The 23,603-nt window shown below is 34.1% G+C and carries 16 protein-coding genes; 9 read left to right on the top strand and 7 right to left on the bottom strand.

From position 1 onward, the window contains the following. Window positions 1-565 precede the first annotated feature (565 nt). The 4 genes from FW768_RS00775 to FW768_RS00760 form a co-directional block, all read right to left on the bottom strand. Window positions 566-1,087 carry an AAA family ATPase gene (locus tag FW768_RS00775; RefSeq protein ID WP_153391490.1) on the bottom strand — a complete coding sequence of 174 codons (522 nt, stop codon included), beginning with the start codon at window positions 1,085-1,087 and terminating at the stop codon, window positions 566-568. A gap of 20 nt (window positions 1,088-1,107) precedes the next feature. Then, the gene (locus FW768_RS00770; protein ID WP_153391488.1) at window positions 1,108-1,458 is read right to left on the bottom strand and encodes a VOC family protein; all 351 of its coding nucleotides are present in this window, start codon (window positions 1,456-1,458) and stop codon (window positions 1,108-1,110) included. A 52-nt stretch (window positions 1,459-1,510) separates the two neighbouring features. After that, complete coding sequence (locus tag FW768_RS00765) at window positions 1,511-2,050, bottom strand: Crp/Fnr family transcriptional regulator (RefSeq protein ID WP_153391486.1); 540 nt, start codon at window positions 2,048-2,050, stop codon at window positions 1,511-1,513. A 177-nt stretch (window positions 2,051-2,227) separates the two neighbouring features. Beyond that, the gene (locus FW768_RS00760; protein ID WP_231128781.1) at window positions 2,228-3,898 is read right to left on the bottom strand and encodes a helix-turn-helix domain-containing protein; all 1,671 of its coding nucleotides are present in this window, start codon (window positions 3,896-3,898) and stop codon (window positions 2,228-2,230) included. Window positions 3,899-4,298: 400 nt separating this feature from the next. On the opposite strand from FW768_RS00760, the gene FW768_RS00755 reads away from it, so the two are divergent. Then, complete coding sequence (locus tag FW768_RS00755; RefSeq protein ID WP_153391482.1) at window positions 4,299-4,727, top strand: MauE/DoxX family redox-associated membrane protein; 429 nt, start codon at window positions 4,299-4,301, stop codon at window positions 4,725-4,727. 279 nt (window positions 4,728-5,006) lie between these two features. Further along, the gene (locus tag FW768_RS00750) at window positions 5,007-5,321 is read left to right on the top strand and encodes a hypothetical protein (protein WP_153391481.1); all 315 of its coding nucleotides are present in this window, start codon (window positions 5,007-5,009) and stop codon (window positions 5,319-5,321) included. Between the two features lie 60 nt (window positions 5,322-5,381). On the opposite strand, the gene FW768_RS00745 is transcribed toward FW768_RS00750, so the two are convergent. The 3 genes from FW768_RS00745 to FW768_RS00735 are packed head-to-tail and all read right to left on the bottom strand — an operon-like array spanning window position 5,382 to window position 11,281. Next, the gene (locus tag FW768_RS00745) at window positions 5,382-6,731 is read right to left on the bottom strand and encodes a RagB/SusD family nutrient uptake outer membrane protein (protein ID WP_153391479.1); all 1,350 of its coding nucleotides are present in this window, start codon (window positions 6,729-6,731) and stop codon (window positions 5,382-5,384) included. Between the two features lie 11 nt (window positions 6,732-6,742). Further along, entirely contained in the window at window positions 6,743-9,922 is a 3,180-nt protein-coding gene (locus tag FW768_RS00740) for a SusC/RagA family TonB-linked outer membrane protein (RefSeq protein ID WP_153391477.1), read from the bottom strand. A 57-nt stretch (window positions 9,923-9,979) separates the two neighbouring features. Then, complete coding sequence (locus tag FW768_RS00735) at window positions 9,980-11,281, bottom strand: TlpA family protein disulfide reductase (RefSeq protein WP_153391475.1); 1,302 nt, start codon at window positions 11,279-11,281, stop codon at window positions 9,980-9,982. 640 nt (window positions 11,282-11,921) lie between these two features. Between FW768_RS00735 and FW768_RS00730 the strand changes: the two genes are divergently transcribed. The 7 genes from FW768_RS00730 (at window position 11,922) to FW768_RS00700 (ending at window position 23,518) form a co-directional block, all read left to right on the top strand. After that, complete coding sequence (locus tag FW768_RS00730) at window positions 11,922-12,155, top strand: helix-turn-helix domain-containing protein (RefSeq protein WP_153391474.1); 234 nt, start codon at window positions 11,922-11,924, stop codon at window positions 12,153-12,155. Window positions 12,156-12,302: 147 nt separating this feature from the next. Beyond that, a complete protein-coding gene (locus FW768_RS00725) occupies window positions 12,303-15,806 on the top strand; it encodes a DEAD/DEAH box helicase (protein WP_153391472.1) in 3,504 nt (1,167 codons plus the stop codon). Further along, entirely contained in the window at window positions 15,784-16,326 is a 543-nt protein-coding gene (locus tag FW768_RS00720; RefSeq protein ID WP_153391470.1) for a hypothetical protein, read from the top strand. Before FW768_RS00725 ends, FW768_RS00720 begins: the two co-directional genes overlap by 23 nt. Before the next feature lie 260 nt (window positions 16,327-16,586). Then, complete coding sequence (locus FW768_RS00715) at window positions 16,587-17,309, top strand: OmpA/MotB family protein (protein ID WP_153391468.1); 723 nt, start codon at window positions 16,587-16,589, stop codon at window positions 17,307-17,309. Continuing rightward, window positions 17,306-18,841: a methyl-accepting chemotaxis protein gene (locus FW768_RS00710; protein ID WP_153391466.1), complete on the top strand. Its 1,536-nt coding sequence runs from the start codon at window positions 17,306-17,308 to the stop codon at window positions 18,839-18,841. Before FW768_RS00715 ends, FW768_RS00710 begins: the two co-directional genes overlap by 4 nt. Before the next feature lies 1 nt (window position 18,842). Further along, complete coding sequence (locus FW768_RS00705; protein WP_153391465.1) at window positions 18,843-20,249, top strand: EH signature domain-containing protein; 1,407 nt, start codon at window positions 18,843-18,845, stop codon at window positions 20,247-20,249. After that, entirely contained in the window at window positions 20,246-23,518 is a 3,273-nt protein-coding gene (locus tag FW768_RS00700) for an SNF2-related protein (protein ID WP_153391463.1), read from the top strand. Before FW768_RS00705 ends, FW768_RS00700 begins: the two co-directional genes overlap by 4 nt. Window positions 23,519-23,603 lie beyond the last annotated feature (85 nt).

Below are 23,603 nucleotides of genomic sequence, written 5' to 3'. Positions count from 1 at the left end.
TTCCTCTGCAAAGTTGGAGCATCAAAATCTTGAAAACAATAGTGTTAATCGTGGCTGGGCTAAATAAGACGAATCTGGATGATTCTGGAATCTTAAACTTGATTTTAAGGAAAACAAAAAAACAAGTTCCGCAGTTTTTTCCCCTTTTGCAAAAAAGGCAAGAGAGTCTTTGGATGTAAAACTTGAAAAGTTTGTATATACAAAGACACATCTTGCTGTAATAAAACTCAGATTTTTCAGATCTCTGAAATAATTATTTAAAACATTGATTATGAGCGTTTTTCAATATTTTTACTTTAGAAAGAAAAAAGTATGAAAAGAACCAATCTTTAACCTGCATAAAAAATATGCAGGTTTACAGTTTGGGTGTATAAATTTTATATACGTTTGTGAGCTGACTGTACCAAATTTATACAGGTTTTTAATTTGAGTGTACAAAATTTGTACAGTCTTTTGATTTGAGTGTACAAATTTTGTACACTCAACAGTTGGCAATAATTTGATTTAAGATTTGAAAATAGATTTAATTGAAATCTCAGATTAATAGCATCTTGTTGGTTAACTTTTATTTTTCCATATTAGCTATCTTATCTAATATTTGCTTTTTCCTGTTCTCTAAAGTTCCGCTTACTTCCAGAATTTCATTGCTAAAATCTCCAATCCAGTCTTCTAAAATACCATTTACTTCGTGCCTTAGATTGGGCAAATCTGATTCTTGACAACCTATTAAATCGACTTTTTCTATAGGAACAAAAATCAAGAGGTCAATTTCAGCAATTGCTGTGGTCATTTCTTGGTAAAGAGAAGATATATTTTTCCTTTTATTAATTGCATAAACGTATGCCAATAGGTCTAATGGACAACGGTCAAAAATCACGTTGTCATAATTATTTTGTTGCTGTTCTACAGAAAAATTGAATTGCTCAATATAATCTTCCAACGTTGGTATTTCTGAAAACAAATATCCTTCTTCCTCAAGTTGTAAGTAAGGCTCAATTATAAATTCATAATCAGGTAAACTTTCAGCAATCTCTTCTGCCAAAGTTGTTTTTCCAACTCTATGTGAACCTGTAAAAGCTATCCGCATAATTAATGTTGTAAGACTTTTTAATTCAATGTTTCTCCAAAAGTTATCAGATTGCTATCGGGGTCAAGGATAGAAAATTCTTTTTGACCCCAAACTTTTTCTGCTAAATGTCCATGGGGATGTATTGGAACTTTATTTTCGATGAATGTGTTATACAGATTTTCAATGGAGGTTGTACGGACAATCTGTCCGTAATTTTCGTCTGGAATTAGGCTTTTAAATTCGAAAAAGTGCAATTGTAGATTATCTCTTTGTAGCATTAAATAATTATCAAACTCATTTCCGAAAACTGTAAAACCTAGTTTTTTATAAAAATTCAGAGTAAGTTCTTTTTGTCTCATTGGCAATTTTGCAATAATATCAGTAATCATTTTTTTTCTTTCAAATTTCCAGAATTAATATTGAAGGAGCACTTGATTGAAATCAAAAAATCACACTGGCTCTTACTCGGCTCAAAGTTTCTTGGCGTATTTTCAAATAAGAAGCAATCATATTCAAAGGAAAAATTTTAATGATTTGAGGTTTATTTTTTAGAAGGTAATCATATTTTTCAGTCGGATTCAAATTGCTGTCATAAATATGAATTTTGGTAGACAACGAATTGAAAATCTTGTTGAGTTGTAAGAAATTTTGTGAAATCGAAATCAGCTTGTGTAAGCTTTCTAATTTTAGTTCTACAACTTCTGATTTAGAAAATGCCTTTATAATTATATTGGAAGGAATTTGATTCGTCAAACTATCAAAATTGAAAACCCAATCGTTCTGAATATTCAAATCAATAATTATTTCTTCATCATCAATCTTTTGGAGTTGAAAAAGAGCTCCTGTTTTAATAAAGAAAATCGATTTTGAAATCTTTCCTTCAGAAAGAAGAACTTCATTTTTTTCAACGGTTTTAGTTTCAGTATTTTGATTGAATAATTGAACTTCAAAATCTGAAAAAACACCTAAGCCTCTTAGCATATTCTATAATTAAAGATTAGCTATCAAATTTACATAATAATCGCTTCGCTTCAATTTCGTTTAATCTCTTGAATCAGAGAAAATCTATGAAATTGATTTAGGCAATGTCTAAAATGTAGATACCATAAAACCTTACGATTTGAGGAGTATTTTAGACATTCATCCAACACAACTTAATTAAAATCTGTCATTAGCAGCAAACTTCTCTCTGCATTGATTCTGATACTCTTGCAGCGACATACCAAAGATCTCTGAAAACAATTTTAGAAAATTGGAGCGGGAGGCAATTCCACATAACTTGGCAAGAACTTCGGTTTTTTGATGAGCTGTTATAGGATCTTCTGCGAGCAATTCAGCAATATATTTGATGCGCAACTCACTTAGGTAACGGTTAAAATGCATTCCTTTCTCTGTGTTAATGTAGGCAGATAGATAATTAGGATTTGTCCCTACTCTTATTGCAATTTTTTTCAAACTCAGGTTCGGTTTCAAAAACTCTTTTTCGTCTTCAAATTTTTGTAGATTTTTCCGAATTCTGTTGCGAATCTCTGCGCTCAATGTCCATTTTGGTGGCAAGACATCCGCTTCTAATTCCTCAATATCAACACCCACACCCGCTAAGACCACATCGTATGTTTTCTCGGTTTTCTTTTCCAGATAAGTGTTGACTATGAACACAAATAAGAGCATAGAGACAGCTACAACACCAGCGAGGATGCTCCTGTAACGTTGGGCAGTACTGGAATATTCAATATTTATCTCTTCCAATTCAAACCTCGTAGAAAGGTAATGTCTGTCTTCTATGTTTATTTTTTCAATTTCGTGGAGGGTATCAGCAAAAGATAATGTCTCATCTATATTTGATTTTTTACGGGCATTCTTCAGTAAAATTTTATAGTTTTCCGTAAGCTCAGGAAAGAAAAAAAGGTGTTTCTGATAAATGGAATCTACTTTTCTAAAAAAACTAAAGGATTCTTGCTGCTGGTGCTGAGCCAATTTATTCTTTCCTAGATAAAAGTAGATCACTGATACCCAGGCAAAGTCATTTACCTTGAATAGTTCCGGAAGTGCACGATTAAGATCAGCAATACTTTGCTCGTAATTTCCTTTACGAAATTCAGAAATGCCTTTAGATTTAAGAAAATAGCTCCTTAATTGGACAAAATCTAAATTTTGGGGTATTTCCTTGTTGCCAATTTCAATTAAGCGGTCGGCGCTATCATCATCTCCCATTTGCTGGTAGCAATAAATAAGCTGATGTAAACTGTTATAATAGCCTTTGCGCATATTGTAAAGGATATCTGGTGAATTATTTTTCAAAATCTCCTGTTTAAAGAAAGCAGAACAGTCCTTAAATTGACTAACCGCCTCATCATAATATCCCAGATAACTTTTCATTACACCCAGATGATATAATACCCTATACTTTACGTATGGGCTAGTGCTACGTCTGGCGTAGGATAACGCTTTAATATAATCATCCAATGCAGGTTGGTAATCTTTAAAACTATAGTAAGACACAATTCCCCTTCCAAGATAAGCAGAGGCAATAAGATCGTTATTGCAACTATGCTGGGCGGAAGTTATTGCACTGTCTGCATACAGCTTTTTGTGGTATCCTGATGGCTCAAAATTCAGGGCATCTTGGTATGCATAAGTTAATTCAGAATAATTTTTTTCTTTTTTTGCGAGGGCAATTAAAAGGTCAACGTAAGAAAGTGCTGTAGTATCATTAACCTTCTGGTGATCATACTTTTTTCTGATCTGATGATAGGCCACATTGTCTGTGCTCTGCGCAACCCATAATTCCGCAGTGGAAACAAATAGCAATATAAACAACCTGAGCATCTGCACGTTATCTTCATTTTATTATAACCTTTTATAAAATTACGTTATTTTTTATGGAATATCCAACTGTTTTGTAAACTACATAACCAAAATACCATCCATCACTGTTCTTATTTACACAAAATAACATTTGATGTGATGAATAAGTATCATTTGTCTTTTTGAGCACAATATTTAAATCTAACTTATAATCACTTTTATGAAAAAAACTACAGCATAAACCTATGCCGCTCTGAGATTTTGATACAGAGGATCAGTTTATAAACTGGCATCAGACATAGGAAACAGGCATTACAAATCATTTTTTCTGTTGAATTTCTGTGTTACATTTGATCAGTAATTGTAAGTAAAATAGACATACACATTACAAAGAAATACTGTCAACAAAAAAACTAATGTCGTGAAATATTTTAAAAAAATAATACCATTTGCGGTAAGCATTTTCTTTGTTATTCTCTTCTGCTATGCAGCTATCAGTAAGATATTGGATTTTGAGAATTTCCAAGTTCAGATTTCAGAATCACCATTGTTGAATGGGTCTTTGCAATTCCTACCTTACACGATAATCATTGTTGAAGTTCTTATTGCAGGATTGTTATGCTACCGGAAAACAAGAAATATGGGACTAGTAGGAAGTTTTGTTTTGATGCTCATCTTCACAGGATATATTGCTTTAATACTAAGTACAAGTAATAATCTTCCTTGTTCCTGTGGAGGAATTTTGGAGAAGATGAGCTGGCATCAACATCTGTACTTTAATATTGGTTGTGTCATTCTATCTGTTATTGGTTTAGGTTTAAATCTAAGATACAGCAGGCCTGCTGAGTAAGTATGTTACCGTAATTGCTTACGGATGTTTATGATTTGAATTTGTTATTAATGTTTAACCTTAAAATTAGACAGCCGAAAGCTGTTTAACAATCAAAATTTCTAAAATGAATTTATTAACAACAATTTGTTTGGGAATATGTAGAATGGGATATTTTGGTACAGCAAGATTCGTTAATCTATGGGTATAATTATTTTTTCTGCCTACTCTTTATACTTCTCAAACAGGTTTCTAAAGTTTTTAAGGTAATCTTTTTTGATGTATAAAAAGACCATAACAATGAAAATTAATCAATTTTTGAAAATCAACGCAGTAGCGATAGTTGCCATTATTTTTACAGGCGCTCTTATGTCGTTTAAAATCGTAGAAAAAAAAGCAGCCGACAAACAGTTTTATTACAATAGTACTAGTACCTCAGCAGGTGCATTCGCTAATGTATCGAATTGGGCAGAAGGAGCAGGTTCATCTTGTCTTACAACAGGAAACAAACCTTGTACAATTGCAGTTCCGGAAGGGCAAGACTTGGTTGACGTGATTGGAGGAATGACCAATGCGCAGGTCCTTGCTATTCATCCGAGTGAAAGAAGACAATAATAGTCCTTTCAATCAGTATTAAAAAGTAGGGTTGACAATAATTTGCCAACCCTATTATTTTTATCTTGGATTCTGAGGCATTCCTGTAAGAGTAATAATATCCTCAGGAATTGCTATTGCATATCGCAAATCATTGGGCGGTAAAGTATAGGTTTGCCCATTTATAGTTCTTGTCAATGTAATATTTGTCCCGTCACGATTGTATCTTTTTAAATCAGACCATCTTACCCCACGAATCAAAAGCTCTTTTCTTCTTTCTTTTGAAATAATATTCAAAGCATCTGTTTGTGAACCGGCTGTTATCGGAACAAAAGTTCCTGTTTTCCATCTTTTGACAAGGAGGTTATTGAGATAACCCATACCTTCCTGAATCTTATTCAGTCTTGCATTGCATTCGGCAGCCATCAAATAAAGTTCATCGGTTGCCACACTTACTATTGGTCCATTGACATTGTTGTAATAGCCTTTGAATAAAATTTCATTATCTGCATTCTTATTGAAAAACACAGTTTTGCGTAAGTCATTGCTATCATACATTTGATAAATGGAGTCAGGAATCTTTGCAGGCATTAAGTGGGATTCATATGTTAGGGCTGTCCATAAAAGAATTTCCTTATTCATTTCCTCAATAGGATAATCAGCATTGGGATTCAGCGTATTAAAATCCATAAGCTCATTATTGATGCTGAGTGCCTGCTGAGTATTATATAGCGCGTTGGTATAATCTCCCATAAAAAGATAGGTACGAGCCAACAAACCGTAAGCAGCCGCTCTTGATATTCGCATCCCTAAAATCTGCTTTGGTAAAAGTAGCGGTATTGCAGTCTGCAGGTCACTGATGATCTGGTCATAGGTCTGTTTCAATGTTGAGCGTACTGATGGGATATTCATATCAGGGTCAAGTCTTAGAGGAAGTCCCAAATCTGTTCCTGCAGTTTGAGGATTATAAGCTTTACACCATATCTGAGCGGCGTCCAGATATCGGAAAGCGCGAAGTGCCAGCGCTTGTCCCCTGATGTTATCTGCCTGTTCTCCTGTAAAGTTCTTATCCTGCATATTGAACAATACCGCATTGCAGATATAGATGCTTCTGTAACAGGTAGACCAATCGTTTCCTGATTCAATGGGAGGAGCAACATTATCAGGCATCCATATATGAAGACGTTTGGTGGCCTCGAAGCTCAAACCGTTATAATCGGCATCGGTAAGATAGTAGTCGTCTGAACTTGTTTCTCCACTTGAAGCAAACTCCACATTGAGGAAACCATAATTGTTAAGAAGCATTTGGTTGTCCTCCAATCTGTCTGGAGTCGCCAATTTCAGGTCAGACTTTTCGTCTAAAAAATCACTGCATCCAAACGAGATTAGAATTAATGATAATGATATTAAAAGTATTTTAGTTTTTCTCATTTCTATCCATTTTAAAATTTAGTTTTTAATCCTAAGGTAAAGGTCATAGGAGGTTTTAAGATATTGTTTCCCAAATTGAAATCAGGGTCGATTCCACTTTTGCTCTCTTTCCAGAGTATTCCGAGATTACTCACATTAGCATACAGTTGAAGACTTTTAAGCGGTAAACTTTGCCATTGTCTTTTGCTGATCTCATATGCAAGATTGATGTACTGCAGACGGATATGGTCACCTTTTTCAATGAGAGCAGCCGAACCTGCATAGAACGCATCCCTGTTGGAATTTGTCTGATAAAGGTTGGAAGGAACATTAGTAAAGGCTTCATCTCCTGGTTTCTGCCATCTTTGCTCGTAATCACTGTGACCGTTCCATTCTCTGAATAAGCTGGTATAGTTAATGGACGGTTTTCTGAAATAATAACCCAGCTTGTAGGTAATTCCGACATCAAGGCTTAGTTGTTTATAGGCAAAGGTATTCGTGAAAGAGCCATAAACAGTTGGTACAGCAGAACCAAAATACTGCAGGTCTTTGACATCACCACCCATTATATTGGCGTAATCCTTACTGACCTCTCCATTAAGATAACCTCTTGGGTCGCCTGTCTGTGGGTCGAGTCCTGCCCATTGGTAGCCAAACATCGAATATACAGGTAAGCCTTCAATTCCTGATATAGGAACAGAGGCAAGCACGAAGTTCCTTGCCATAGTACTGCTCGGATAATACTTCGTCACTTTATCTTTGTAAGTACTGAAGTTAAAAGTGGTCAACCACCTCAAAGATTTATTGATATTGATGGTCTTGAGTTTCACATCAACACCTTTTCCTTCTATTCCTGCCACATTCCATACAAGACTGCTTAGTCCAATGGTATAGTCCAACGGAACCTGTCCGAAAAGGTTTTCTCCTTTCTTCTGAAAATACTCTACTGAACCTGATATCCTGTTGTTTTTGGTTGCAAAATCCAATCCTGCATTCACCATTCTGACCGTCTCCCAACGAAGCTGGGGATTGTAGTAATTGTCAAATCTCGCCATCTGCTCCTGCGTGTAGGTCGAAACACCGAGTAATGCCATTGTTGTCACGGCAACCATTGCAGGATTGATATTTCCGTTAAACCCATAAGAACCTCTCAGTTTCAGATTCGGAAGCCAGCTTACAGAATAGAACTTTTCATTTCCTACATTCCAAGAGAGACCTGCCGACCAGAAAGGATTCCATTGGTCATTGGTTTTCAGTCCGAACAAGTTGCTGGCATCACGTCTGGCGCTTCCGGAAATGGTATATCGGTTATCATAGGTGTAAGCTGCATTGGCATAGACCGATACAAAACGATTGGTGGACTCTCTCAAAGAATTCAGATTATCAATAAATGCTGTACCTCCTGCAATGATTGGGAATCTCTTGCTTAGGTCTACCATTCCAAAAGAAAGATTGTTGGGGTCATAACCATAATAGCGGTTATTACTTGACTGAGAATTGGAATCTCTTACTTCGCTTCCCAAAATAGCTGAAACCTGATGCCTACCAAAGCTTCTGTTGAAATTCAACTGACCTCTGAAATTGTTAATTAATAATTGCGAGTTGGTCTTATCCACTATCGCTCCTTTGGGTACATTGTAGGTCAGACTGCCATCGGAATTGATGATCGTGAATCTGTTCACATAATCCCTCACAAAGTAGCTTCCCTCATCATACATTGTATTGGAGAGTCCTGTAGTTCTCTGATACTGATATTTTATATCAACATCCAATCCTTTTAGTATCTTATAGTTCAATCCTGCATTAAGAATGATCTCCGAACTTTTGCTTTTGGCTGTATTATGCTCCCAATCGGTTAGCGGATAATAATTCCAGTCCAGTAATTTTCCGTTGCCTAATGCTGACTTGTAAGCCTGCTCATACGATTTTGAAACCGCTAACGGATTTCCGAATGCATCTGCCATTTCCATATAGGGAACCGAATTGGTTTTCATAATAATGCTTCCAAAAGCACTGCGACCGCTTTGGGTTGCCGAATGGGTAAAGAAGATTCCTGTATTCAAAGTCAGGTTCTTCAACGGTTGCCAAGTATTCTGGAAACGAAGATTCACACGCTCGTATTTTTCTCCGAGGTTTCCCGTATTGTCATCATACCCCAAAGATGAAGTCCACGAAAATTGAGGAGCTCCGCCTGCCATACTCAGTGAATACTGTCTGTTTTCCAAAGGCTGGTACATATACTTTTTGTACTGGTCACGTGAATCAATCGTCTTCAGGCGTTCTATTTCGTTTCGTACATATTCGGATGAAAGCAGTCCTTTCTTTTCTTTATTCAAAAGGTCAACCACAGGAGATAATACAGGATGGCTTGTAGAATTGATATCGGTGTTGTAAAAATTCTTTTTGAACAGTTCCTGCTCAACATCGATGAAGTCTGTACTGGACATCGTTTTCAGATAATTGAAATCAGGCTTTGGACTTGTCATTAGATAAGTATTGAAATTGACCGTCACAGGCTGGTTGTATTTTGCCGTTTTGGTCGTGATGACAATTACACCGTTGGCGGCTCTTGCTCCCCAGATGCTCGAAGCGGCGGCATCTTTAAGAACAGTAATACTCTCAACAATGTTAGGGTCGATATTGCTGATGTCTCCATCGTAAGGAAAGTTATCAACCACAATCAATGGCGATTTAGGTCCTTGTATGGTGCTTAATCCTCTGACCATAATTTGTGAGCCTCCTTGTGATGTTCCTTTGTTGATGACAATTCCATTGGCTGTAGCTGCCAAACGGTCAAGGATATTGGTAGACACCTGTGTATTCAGGGCTGAATTACTAACTGATGAGAAAGAACCTGTGGAACGTTCTTTAGGGATTTTCTGATAACCTGTCGTAAGAACTACCTCATCAATTTGGGCTACCTTTTCGGAAAGATTGATTTTTAAAGGTTCTTTCAAAGGAAGCTCCAAAACAATGATCTGTTCTTCATAGCCTCTCCCAAGTATCACAAGATTGATTTTCTTATCATTGGTTGTGAGACTGAAGTTTCCATATCTGTCCGTAGTCGTAACCATTTTTGAGTTTTGAATGGCGATGGTTGCGCCTGATACAGGCAAGCGGGTTGTTTCGTCAATAACACTTCCTGTAAACATCTGTTGTGCCATTATAGGCACACAGTAGCATAGGACGGGAAGCACTAATAATTTCTTCATAGTCTGATATAGTTTTGCATTAATGTAAATTCAATGATTATTCAAGCGGTGGAATGTTTAATTCCGTTGGTCTCTAATGACCATCATCAAAACCTGACGTTCTTGAGGGATGAGGTCAAGGTCGTATTTCTGAAGCTCTTTTTTTAAGGTGGCAATATCTTTGACTCCCGAAACTTCCAAATCTACATTGCCTGTGTATCCTGTCTCATCGATAAACAATTCCTTGATAGGAATCTCACCATTCAGCATATTGACCATATTTTTAAGCGGTACATTTTTAAGGATGGATGGGGTTTGTGGAAAGGTGGAGCGCTTTTCACCTCCTTTGGTTTCCAGTTTATCTTTGGTACTTGTTCTTACAAGAACGAGACATTGTACAGGTCTTTTCTCAAAGGTTACGCTATAACCTGAATAACGATTGAGGTCTTCCAGCATATAATTGTACAGAGAGTCAGATTTCTGTTCGGGGATAATAAATTCGTAGTTATAGAGGTCTGCTCCATCATTTGAGCCGTCTGCTTTTTCTATCGGCATTAATTGTTTTGGTTCCTTGACATCTATAATTATCCTTTTTTCCGTGAAAGATATTTTATCCTGCTGTTTGATAAGCTCGTATCCTATAGGATAATATATATCCCATAATGGCTGGTTGGTGAACTGTCTGCCGTGAATTTTCCCTAAAGCTGTCTTGCGATACGTTCCCCCTGCACCAATATCAGGGATTTGTCCTTTGGCAAAAAATGAATAATTGAGGAGTTGAACATTTCTCTGACGGTCGTAATCTTCAGATAGCATCAATGGTCTTGCCCTGTCCATTTGGATAATGGTCTGCAGGGATGATTTTTCTCCGTTTAGTACTTCATTGATGGTCTGTTCAGTAAGCTGTCCTGCGTCTGTGGAATTGAATAGTTTTCCGTCCTTTACCCATATGATGAATGGAACGCCTACGTGCGGGAAAAGACTATGAAGTGCTTTATCCTCATAAGTGGACATCATACTCTTATACTTCTTTCCATTGGATGAAGCGAAGAATTTATCCAAAGCTGTCTTATCCTGACTGCTAACAGGAAGTATTTTTAATTTGTTTCCAAATTTTTGCTGTAAGGCTTCAATTCTAGGGAGACTCATAAGGCAGGCACTGCACCACGTACTCCAGAAATCGATGAGGACTAATTTGTTCTTTTCCTCGGAAAGAGTAATCGTTTTCTGAGAATGGTTGACAACCTTCAATGGTGTTGTCCAAAAGCTCTCGGGAAGAGAATCTCCAATTTTAAGAGATTTATTTTGGGCAAAGGATGTGGTCGCTGCCACAAGGGTAAAAGCAAGGGACATAGATCCCCTGCAAAAAATATTTTTCATATTTTTGAATAGGTTTTTAATGATTATTAATTACTCTTATGCTCTTTCCGTTTGGTCGCCAAACTGTTGCGGAAAGGGCTTTTCTTTTTCTAAAGGTTACTGTAAATTATCTTTGTCTTATAATACTTTTTAATTGTTGTTTGAAATGATATGCTTGAGAGGAGGTTCCCTTTGTGGAGGTAAACCTCCTGCCCAAACAATCATAAAAAAATTAATATGAATGAAAATTTATGTCCTGAGAAAGCTGTAAAGCCGCAATGAGTTGTACACCTCATTGTATCGTATAATCTGATACTATGTTTTTGAAGACGCTTAGAGAGTGTAGAAAATGAGGACTGCATTGGAAAATAAAACGGCATGGACTCTACAATATCCGCTCTGGGGTACTGGCATACCTTGTACACAGATAAAGAGAGCCCACGCCTAGGTCGTGAGCTTTCTGCTTATCATCTCGTGTACTAAAAAGTGCCAGTTTTCGGAGCGAGTTTCTAAGCAATAGCTTCTATTATTCTTTGAAGTATCGCAAAGTTACATTACAGTAACTTATTTTACAAATATAATACAATTTTCAAATTGTAGGTTAATTCAACTACATATTTTTATTGAAATCTTTCCAAATTGCTTTAATAATGTAAATTTGATGGAGAAAATTGAATTTCGAATAGCTTTTGGTAAAAGAGTTGAAAAATTTAGAAAAAAATTAGGTTTAAGTTATCGTGAGTTAGCTCAAAAATGCGATGTAGATCATAGTAACATCAGTAAAATCGAGAAAGGAGAAGTTGATTTAAGAATTTCAACAATACAAGAACTATCTAAAGGGTTAGAAGTTCATGCTCAAGAATTATTCAATTTTAAAATAGACGGAAAATCTTGACGACAGTTGGGGTTTTTGTTTATGTTAAGTATGCAATATTAAAAGAATCTGTTTTTATGTTATAGATTAAAATAAAATTTAACCGTAATTATAACCTTTATAAGTTATGACATATCTCTTATAGTAGCATTGATAAGATAATATTTTATGAAGAAATACACGGCAAACTACACATATACTAATCCGAATTTTGTAATTCAGAACCTCGTAACAAATCAGACAAACTTTGACTTGTTGCCAATTTTGTATGTTGTAAAAAACATTTTGCAACGTGGTTTTCCGACAACTCTTTCAAAATATCTACAATCCGAATTAGGCAAAATCCATAAACGTGAGAACTTTGAAGAACGTTTTTTGTTTGTGACAAACCAAACACCAATTTGGAACGACACAATAAAAGGCGACAAAGACAATAACTATTACCCAGCAAAAGATTTTTTTGAAAGAATTATTCTAAATGAATTTGGAGAATATTCTTTTATTCAATCGTTGCTCATTCCCGAAATTCAAATCAACGAAATTATTGGCGAAGAAGATAAAAACTTCATCAATCAGCAAGTTGATTTTTATTTACCACAAGCCAAACTTGTGATTGAAATTGATGGACAACAACACAAACTTGCTGAAGTTACCAGAGTTTCTGACAGCACAAGAGATAGCTTTTTATCCAACAAAGGAATTACAACAATACGAATTGACACGAGAGAATTAGAAAATGGTTCTTATGTTTCAAAAGTTGAAACGATCTTAAATCATCTTGAAAGATTTGAGAAACTTCTATTCTACTACAAAAATGCTTGTGTGAAAATAGAAGAAAATCGGATGAGCGAAGAAGAAATTAAAACGAAATTATTGCCTACGGCAATAATCCGTTTTCAAGTCTTGCTCATTGAGTTGCTTACCCACAAGTATTTGACACTTGACCAAGATTGGAATTTCAACATTTTAGCTCATGAATATTTACCCAATTTTGTGGAGCTAGCAATAAAAGATTTACTTATTTGGATTGATAACCTTTGGCAACTCAAAAATAAACAAGAACTCAAAAAGCCAAATTTCAACATTGCAATAACTAACGACAAAACGAAATTTCAGCCAACGACAAAAGCTATAAACATTGACTTTTCGCTATTAAAACGCTACACAGATGAAAACAAAATCAGCGAAGATGTGATTTTTGTCCGCACAGATTATTTTGACATCGTAAAAGATAAAAACTATTTCAGAGTTAGCACAACTGAACCAATTAATTACAACATTACGAACGAAGACAAAACGACTTTAGAGTTTTTTCTTGACAACATTTTCGACAAATCAAATTTTAGAGAAGGGCAATTTCCAATTGTTTCCAATGTATTGAACAGAAAAGATACAATCGGACTTTTACCGACAGGTGGCGGAAAATCTTTGTGTTATCAACTTCCTTGTTTACTTCAGCCAAGTATCAATTTTGTGGTTTGTCCCATCAAATCTTTGATGGATGACCAAAATGACAACTTGCAAAAAATGTTGATTACAAATGTAAATTACATCAACAGTAATTTGGAAGCAGACGAAAGACGAGAAATTGAAAGAAACTTCGAGCAAGGACGATATTTGTTTGTTTGGATTTCGCCCGAGAAATTTCAAATTCCAACATTCAGAGAAAAGATAAGTGTGATTGTTGCTAATTTTTCAATCGCTTACGCAGTTGTAGATGAAGTTCATTGCCTTTCAGAATGGGGACACGATTTCAGAACTTCGTATTTGAATTTAGCCAAAACCATAGACAAGTTAAGCCCGAAAGACGAAAATGGAGAAGGTAAAATCAAATTTATTGGTTTAACTGCAACCGCTTCCGTAAACGTTTTAAAAGATATTAAAATTGAGTTTTCAAGACAGAAGCAACGTTTGGAAGATGAAAATATCAAATCACTTTTAGATTATAGCCGAAAGGAATTGCAATTTGAAGTTATCAACGACAACGGAAATAAAAGTCAAAAAATCAGAGAAATTCTTGAAGATTTAAAAGACACGGAAAGTTTTATTGAAACAACAGAAAAAGCAGGCTTGGTATTTACACCAAACGTAAATGGTGCTTATGGTTGTTATCAGGTTTCAAACACATTAAATACTGTTTATCAAAACAAAGTAGGTTGGTTTTCGGGAGACATTCCAAAACGTGATATTATAGACGAAAATACAGGAAGAAAAATTGGGACAGAGCCGGTAATGGCAAGAGATGAATTCAATAAATACAAGCAAAAAATTCAAAAGGATTTTAAAGAAAATAAATATCAGCTCTTAGTCGCTACCAAAGCTTTCGGAATGGGAATTGACAAACAAAATATTCATTACACTTTCCATTACGGTTTACCAAGTTCGGTTGAAGCTTTGTATCAAGAAGCTGGAAGAGCCGGACGTTGGGACAAACGAAAAAAGGAAAACAAAAATAAAATAGGAAAATGTTTTGTGCTTTATTCGCCCGAAACTCACGATGAAGAACGAGTGCAAAGGTTATTTAAAAAAGAAACAACTTTTGCTGAAATGAAAGAAATAAGTGATGAAGTAAAATGGAACGGAAGAGATATTTTCAAACAAGTTTTTCTTTTTACGCAAGGACAAAACGATATTGAAAAAGACTTGGAAATAATTTTGGGTGTAATCACAAACTATTTCCGAGAAAACTCAAAACTTCGGATATTTTGGAATGACGCTTATTCAAAATTGCAAATCAATAGCGACACTTTACAAAAAGCAATTTATCGTTTAAGTCTTTTAGGAATTGTTTCCGATTGGACAACAAATTTCATTGACCATTTTGAAGTTCAGTTCAAAACTGTTGATGAAAACCATATTATAAAAAGTGTTTCGGATTACATCACAAAGTATGAACCGAACACAGATGTAAAAATGGATTTAGAGAAAATTCCTCAAAATTCAATTTTAGAAAAATCTGTTTGGTATTTGCTGAATTGGACTTTTCAAAATATTGCATTTAGTAGAAAGGAATCATTACGAACACTAGCAGAATGGTGTACTGAATTTAAAGATAGTGAAAGTTTCAAAAGAAGAATTGATAGTTATTTCAAATTCACAGACACAACATTCATTCTTCAACATATTACAGAGAACCCCAATGACTACTTGCAATGGTTTGACGCATTCTACTTAAATGAAGCCACAAAAAGCTTTGATGATAATGGCAATAGAATATATAAGAAAGTACACATTCCTGAAATTGTTGACCCACTAGCAAAAATCGAAGAATATCGAAAGATGAAAGATGGCATAAGTCGTTTTTATGAGAGTAGTAGAGGAAAAAATGAGGGTATAAACTTTCTGTCGGGTTTTGTTCATTTGGCTTTAAATGACTATGAAAATAGCAGAGGCAAAGATTTATTTGAAAGTGCATTATCAAGTATCAAACAAACTTTTACGGAAGAAGAACAAAGCGACTTTCTGAACCGTCTAAAAATTTTAGGAAAACATTTGTCGGAAGAACAACAATTAGAATTATGCCTTTCTATCACAAAACCTTATCCTAATTTATTGGAAGAATTAGCTGAATATTATGGATTAGCATATTTACTCAATGATATATATGCACAGAAATTACAAGAACTAAAAAAACTTAATAGGAAATTATATGAGCAACTTGCAGAAATTTAATGAAACACTTGAAGAGTTCAACCAAGAAGTTGGACAACTTAAAGAAGTTTCGGGTGCTTACAAAAAGTTAGAGCATTTAATTGATACATATAACGAAATAAGCAAGCAATTTGATGAAAACAGTAAAACGCTTGACAAAATAAATGAACTTCAAAAAGCACAGCAAGAAAAAGTTGCTCAAAGTTTGGTTGAACTTGAAAACTCTAACAAGCAAAGCAAAACTGAGCTTTCAAAACTTGTTGAAGAAAAAACCGAGCAAATCCGAAAAGAAAATAAAGAGTTTTACAAAGATTTAGAAAGTACAATTAAAATAAAGCTTGACGAAAATAAATCGGAAATTAAAAACTTAATTGAGAACGAGAGAAACCAAATCAGACAGATTTTTGAAATTGAGTTTTCGAAAAATATAAAAGAGTTAAGCCACGCAATTAAGGAGGAAAACAAGACATTAAAAATTTCCGTTTGGATACTTGGAGGACTAATTTTAATAATGAGTATTTTGTCATTAATAAGACTGTGAATCGCATATTAAAAATGCCAACTGATAATATTAGTTTAGTAAAATGGAGAGTTGCGGTGCAAATAAATTCAACTGTAGTTGTATGATAGAGTGCTTTTGGCGTCCATTGCACTTACCAGCTGCAGTTTAAGCATACTTAATTGAATAGATTACGGAAAACCATAATATAAATGTAAAATGTATTGCTACATTTGTGATTTAATACATTTCACACAAAACTAACTAATAATCAAGAATCCAAATTAGAATATAGAAATTAAATGTCAGGAACAAAGAAAGAAAGCCACTGGATTCCCCTAGCGGATTTAATGACGGTTTTAATGGTCATTTTTTTATTTATGTCTATTTCTTACATGGCTTTGGTAGAAAAGCGTCAGAAAGAACAAAACAAAATCTTTAAAGACTACGAAGAATCAAAAGTTGCTTTATACAATGAATTAAATGAAGCTTTTAAAAATGATTTTGCCAAATGGGATTTAAAGCTTGACAATGATTTATCGATAAAATTTACAAACCCGCAAGTGCTTTTCGGAACAGGAAGCTCCGACATTACTTCTCATTTTCAAACTATTCTTACGGATTTTCTTCCAAAATATCTTTCTGTTGTATTGCAAGAAAAATATAAAGATAAGATTGCTGAAATCAGAATTGAAGGACATACTGATACAAAACCAATCGGACTTTCAGGCGACCCTTATATTGACAATATGAAACTTTCCCAAGACAGAGGAAGAAATGTACTTGCTTTTCTGCGTACCCAAAAATGTTTCATCAACTTACAACCAACAGAAAAAGAAAGATTACAATATTGGCTTACAGCTAATGGACTCTCTTATGGTCGTGCCGTTGATAAAAACTATAAAATCTCCTTCGACACTAAACAACCGATTGATAATGACAAATCGAGAAGGGTTGAATTTAGAATTGTAACAACCAGTGAAGCCATTATAAACGAGGCACTTAAAAATATTGATGAAAAATGAACATAGTTGAAATAATTATCGCACTAGGCTTGATTTCATATTTAATTTATGGAATATATGTTCTAAATATATCAAAAAATGATTACAAAAAAGTAAACCAAAACGATTTGGATTTAATCCCTTCAATGTTTACCACCATTGGAATTTTAGGAACATTTGGTGGTATTGCTTACGGACTATGGTTTTTTAATCCCGAAGATATTGAACAAAGTATCCCAACATTATTAAAGGGTTTAAAAACAGCTTTTTTTGCATCTATTTTTGGAATTGCACTTTCAATAATTTTCTCGAAACGAATTTCATTTATTAAAAACAAAAATGAAAAAGGAGTTTTAAGTGATGAAACAAACGCCATTAATAAACTAATCGAATTAATAACAGAACTAAGAAACGAGTTTTCTTCTACTGACGATAATGGTAATACGATTAAACCGGGGAACATTTTTCGGGATATTTATAAAGAATCTGCTAAACAATCAAACGCATTACAAACATTCTCCTCCGATTTGGCATTGACTATTTCAGCAGGATTCGAGCAAATTTTGAATAATCCGACAGAAGGTGTTGTTGCCGAATTGAAATTGGTAAAAGCAGAAATTGAAAGTTTAGGTAACAAGCTCAAGGATCCTGCAACAGATATGACGCAAAATATTGTAAAAGAATTGCAGGAATCGATGGGTAAAATGATTGAAGAATTTAAAATTTCAATGAGTGGAGATACTAAGAACGAAATGGAACGTCTAGCAGTATTGCTTGGACAAGCAGGCGGTTCATTGACTGATTTCCCTACCAAGTTGCAAAATATGACGGATAACCTCAATGAAAATTTCAGAGGACTGCAAGAGGTGGTACAGCAAATTTCAAAACAAACACTTTCTCAATCGGAAGAATCTACAAATCAAATGAGAAAGCAAGTTGAGGATATGAGCGAAATTCTGCGAAGCAAAGTTGGAGATTTACAATCAGGACAACAAACACTATTAACCGAACAATCTAAAAATCTTCAAGTTTCAGAAAACCTTTTAAGTGCTTTCAATACAAGTATTGAAAAAATGAACGGACTGTCCACTGAAGTAAACGGAAGTATTTCAAAACTTAATCAAGCTCAAACAGAGTTGGATAAAGTTATTTCCGTATTTAGAAACGTGTCGCAGGAAATCAATACCTCATCAAGCAGATTTGGAGAATCGCAAAATGAATTTTCAAAACATTCTAATCAATTCTTACAAAACAATTCAAATACAATCACTGAAATTCAAAAATCTTTAGAAACAGCAAAAACTGTTTCTGCCGATTACGCACAGAAGTTTGAGATTATTGAAAAAGGATTGCAAGACATTTTTGCAAAAATCACAACAGGTTTAAAAGACTATCAAGCAACCGTAAGCGGAAGCCTTGAAACCTATTTAGGCAAATATACCGATGCTTTAACTAAAACCGCAGAATCACTTGCGGGAGCCTCATCAAAACAAGAAGATATTTTGGAAGAACTAACCGAACAACTTAGCAAACTAAACGGAAGAAGAAATTAATATGCCAACAACCCAAGACATATTACAATTTCATTTTTCACCAACTACATTTCAGCAGTCGGCAAAAAAGATTATTCCGATTACTCTTGCGTCGTTGAACGACCATCGAATTGATAAGCTTCAAAAAATAACAGAAGAAGTCGGAGCAAATCCTTTTCCTGAACCACCAAATAATCTCATTCCACAAGTTTTTAGAAAATTTAAAAATTTTATCATTAGTAAAGATACAAGTTTTGAACGGAGAGAATTAAGAACGCTTACCTATTCCTTGAATTATTCAGAACAAAGTTTAACTTCCATTTTCAGCAATGAAAATGAGTTGAAATATGCTTTGACTTTATTAGAATCAAACTGGCGTGATTCATTTTTAGTTGGTTTGATAGATTGCTTTTTGAAAAATTGGGAAACAATATATCCGAAATCATTAGAGCAAGTAGAGCATTTTATCAATCAAAAATTAGACAATTATTCAGGCAATCGAAGTTCAATAGCTTCATTCAAAAATAACAAAAGATTTTTCAACTCAAAAAATGGAGATTTGATTTTAGGAGATACAATCGCCAAACTTAACAGACCAATTCAAGAAGCTACAAAAATATTAGGCGTTCCTGAATCTTGGTTTGATTATCCTTATTTCTCAAAGGTTATTGTAACTTATTACGAAAGAAACAAAGCCAAAATTGCAGATGAGGTTGAAAACCTGAATGATGTATTGCAAAAACACAACAGCTCAGTTACCAATAAAAGGTTAATCAGTAAAATTATCATCCAAGCAAACCAACCTGAATTTGCAATGGTACAAGATAAAATAAAAAAAGTCGCCTTCACTCAAATTGGTGACCCAAGTAATATTTCAAATTGGACAGCTTTTGAGAATGCAACAGAAATTGAAAAGCGAGAAATAATTCAAGGACGAAATATTTTGAACGAGTGGATTACGCAACAATTTATCAATGTGTTTTTCAATGTTTGCATTAATGATGAAAGACGAAAGAAATTTTGGCTTCGTTTTGCTTCAAAAATATCATCTTTCAAAGTTTATGGACCTGTTCATACTAAAAGTATTTTAAAACGAGATGAAAAAATAACCGAATATATAGATGCCAGATTTGAAACAGTTTCAAGTAGAAGAGATGTTTCTGCTTTTATTTTATACATTGGCGATTATATGCTGATTGAATTTAGCAATGAAGGTTACGCCTGTTGCGCATATAAAATCAACAGCCTTAATAAACCAAATCTCAACTATAAATTAAACAGCGTTGATGATTTAAGAAATAGCTCGTTACCATTAGCTATACAAAGCGATTCAAATTACTATTACACAAACGAAGAAGGACGTTTATTTCACAATGAAAATTGGCAACATAAGTTTAATCATTGGTTAAATGAAAAAGTATTCAAATGATTTTAAAATATTTAAATGACAATAGTAGATTCTCATTTTATTTCCTAAACGAATCGGGAAGCAAAGTTTATGTTTCAGAATGGGAAAAATTACAAGCAGAATTTTTATCACAACTTGCAATTCTTACGGAATTACACGATAATGGTTTAGCTGATTATACAGAAAATTCTTGTGACATTGAAACTATAGATATTGTTAGGCTAAGCGAACTAGATAAGCAAATATTGGATTTGCCAAAAATCTATCCGTATGAGATTTTTGTAGAATCAGACGGAACCTTAACTCACAATTCTTTTAAATTCAAATATGGATTTTATGATTTTGCACCCAATGGAACAAGACTAAAAACGACCCGAAACGGAGCAGTAATAAAAGTTGAAGAAAACGAATATTTACTATCTGAAAACCAATATCAAATCTGCAAAGCAATTGACGAGTTCAATCAATCAGCAGATTCTGATAAAGGAAATATGACAAACCTTAAAAAGCTCTCAGAGATTAAATCATTTTCAAAAGATAGCAGTTTAACATTGGAGCATTTTTTAAATAATCAAGAATTATTTATTCCAGAAAAAATAAAACTAGATATTGATTTCAATAATGGATTTCTTGAAATTTTGCCTTCGATAGAAATTAAAAACACAATTGGATTTACCAATATGTTTGATAAATTTCCGATGGTTCATAATGTATATCCAGTATTAGGAGATAATGGAGAAACAACGAGAGTAGTAATTTCTGAAAATCAAAAAACAGAATTACAGAAAGTAAAAGCGAAAAGAAAAATTTCAGACCGTAACGACATTCAAGAAATTATTGAACACCCCGAATTGTTCTTTAATGATGAGGAAGTAGATTTTACTGTTTTTTACAGTGACAGAGTAAAAGAAATTGGCATTTACAGTCCAAAGTTCTACCCTTTCGCAAGCCCGTACAAATCACAATGGATTCCCGGAATTATTATTAAAGACAAGGTACTTGGAGAAAAAAGAATTTATTTTAAGTCGCAAGAAAAGCTCTCTGATTTCATAGAACAAAAAGAAAATGCAGTTAAGAAAAATAAGCAAACAGTTCAATGGGAAGACGCTGAAATACCAATTGAAGACGCTGAAAAGTTTATTAAAACCGCTAAGAAGCAGTTTGAAAATCCAAATAAACCTGTAAAGCAAGAAAAGAAAACAGACCACGAAGTACTTATAATTAAAGAAAATGCAGAATTGACTGAATTTTCTAATGGAAATGAATTACCAGAAAACTTAAAACACAAATTTTATAGCATTTCGAATTTAGAAAACGGAATTACTTTAAAAGAACATCAGAAGGAAGGGATTTCTTGGTTACAATCCTTGTTCAAAGAAAACTTTGCGGGTGGGTTATTGGCCGATGATATGGGATTGGGTAAAACTTTGCAATTATTGTATTTTCTTGAATGGCATTGCCAATATTGCAATGATAACAAACCTTATTTGATTGTAGCACCAGTAAGTTTGCTTGAAAACTGGGAAAATGAATATCAGAAATTTTTCAGCTCACAAAATCTATCACTATGCAGATTGTATGGTTCAGTTTCTTTGACAAAGGAAAACAATCCAGCAAAAAATCAGCAAGACGCAAAACGATTACAATTCAAACAAATAATTTTAACCAATTATGAAACATTAAGGTCATATCAAATTAGTTTGGGATTGGTTGACTTTGCAGTAATTGCTCTTGATGAAGCACAAAAAATAAAAACACCAGGAACGCAAATAACAAACGCCAGCAAAGCCTTAAAAGCAGATTTCAAAATTGCGATGACAGGTACACCGGTAGAAAATACGTTGGTGGATATTTGGTGTTTAATGGACTTTGCAGTTCCCGGACTTTTAGGTAATGCCAAAGACTTTGCAAAGGAATATCAAAAGCCATTGAGTGATGAAAACACTGACATTATACTATTGACCGAACAGCTTCGTAGCAATATTGGCGTTTTTATCAAAAGAAGATTGAAAAGTGATGTCGCAAAAGATTTACCAACAAAACACGACAACGAAAAATCAAGGTTTAAGAAAATAATGCCATCAATTCAGTTAAACCGCTACAAACAGGAAATTGAAATGGCAAATAATTCAGAATTAGAAGGAGTAGAAAAAAGAAATCAAAAACTAAAATCTCTTTGGGCGATAAGAGATATTTCGGACCATCCATTTTTATTAGAAAGTCAGATTTTGAATTTCACCAGCGATGAACTAATTGCAAGCTCATCCAAACTACAAACTACAATAGGGATTTTGGCTGACATACAATCAAAAGCTGAAAAGGTAATTATGTTTGCAGACAGAAGAGAAACACAAAAAATGTTGCAGAAAATAGTTTATGACATTTTTGGAATATTTGCCAGCATTATTAACGGAGATACACCAACTACAAAACAACTTGAAGGAAAATCGAAGTTAAGCAGACAACAAACAATTGACCGTTTCCAAACAGAAGATGGATTTAATATAATTATTATGTCGCCTATTGCAGCAGGGGTTGGATTGAATGTTACGAAAGCAAATCATATTATACATTACACGCGACATTGGAATCCGGCAAAAGAAGAGCAGGCCACTGATAGAGCCTACCGCATTGGACAACAAAAAGAAGTGTTTGTTTACTATCCTATGGCGATATTTCCAGAAGATATGAAAGATGAGCATGGCAATAGAATAAAATCCTTTGATGAAATTCTTGACACGTTATTGAATAACAAAAAAGCTTTGGCAAGCAATACCCTTTTTCCGACTGAACAAGCCGAACTGACACCAGACGAATTGTTTGGAAATATATTTGGAACAAAAACAGAAAGTAAACCAAAGGTTCAAACGATTACAGACATAGACCGCTTGAATCCAAATTTATTTGAAGCGACAATAGCAGCATTATACAACAAACAAGGTTTTGAAGTTTATCTTACGCCATATTCCAACGACAAAGGAGTTGATGTTGTCGTTTTGAAGAATGGAGAAAATTATCTTATACAAGTCAAACAAACAAAATCATTGGTTGGAAATGAAGCAATACAAGAAATTTACACAGCTAAAAATTATTATCAAACTCAATTTAAAAACCAGTTTAAGTTACTTATTATTACAAACAACGAGTACAGTACATCAGCTAAAATTCTTGCGAAATCAAATGATGTTGTCTTAATCAATCGTACTGATTTAGAAAAAATAATAAATACATTCCCAATAACTTTGCAGGAGATTACTAAATTAGAAACACAACGAATGTTAAGAATATAGCTGGCTATTTTGATAAGTTTTCTTCTGATAAAATTTGTATTTTATATTAACTTTATCAAGTTAATAACTGTCACGTATAATAATT

Origin of the sequence: Chryseobacterium vaccae (assembly GCF_009602705.1) — a bacterium.
Taxonomy (GTDB): Bacteria; Bacteroidota; Bacteroidia; order Flavobacteriales; family Weeksellaceae; genus Chryseobacterium; species Chryseobacterium vaccae.
This window is presented reverse-complemented; position numbering and strand designations above follow the sequence as displayed.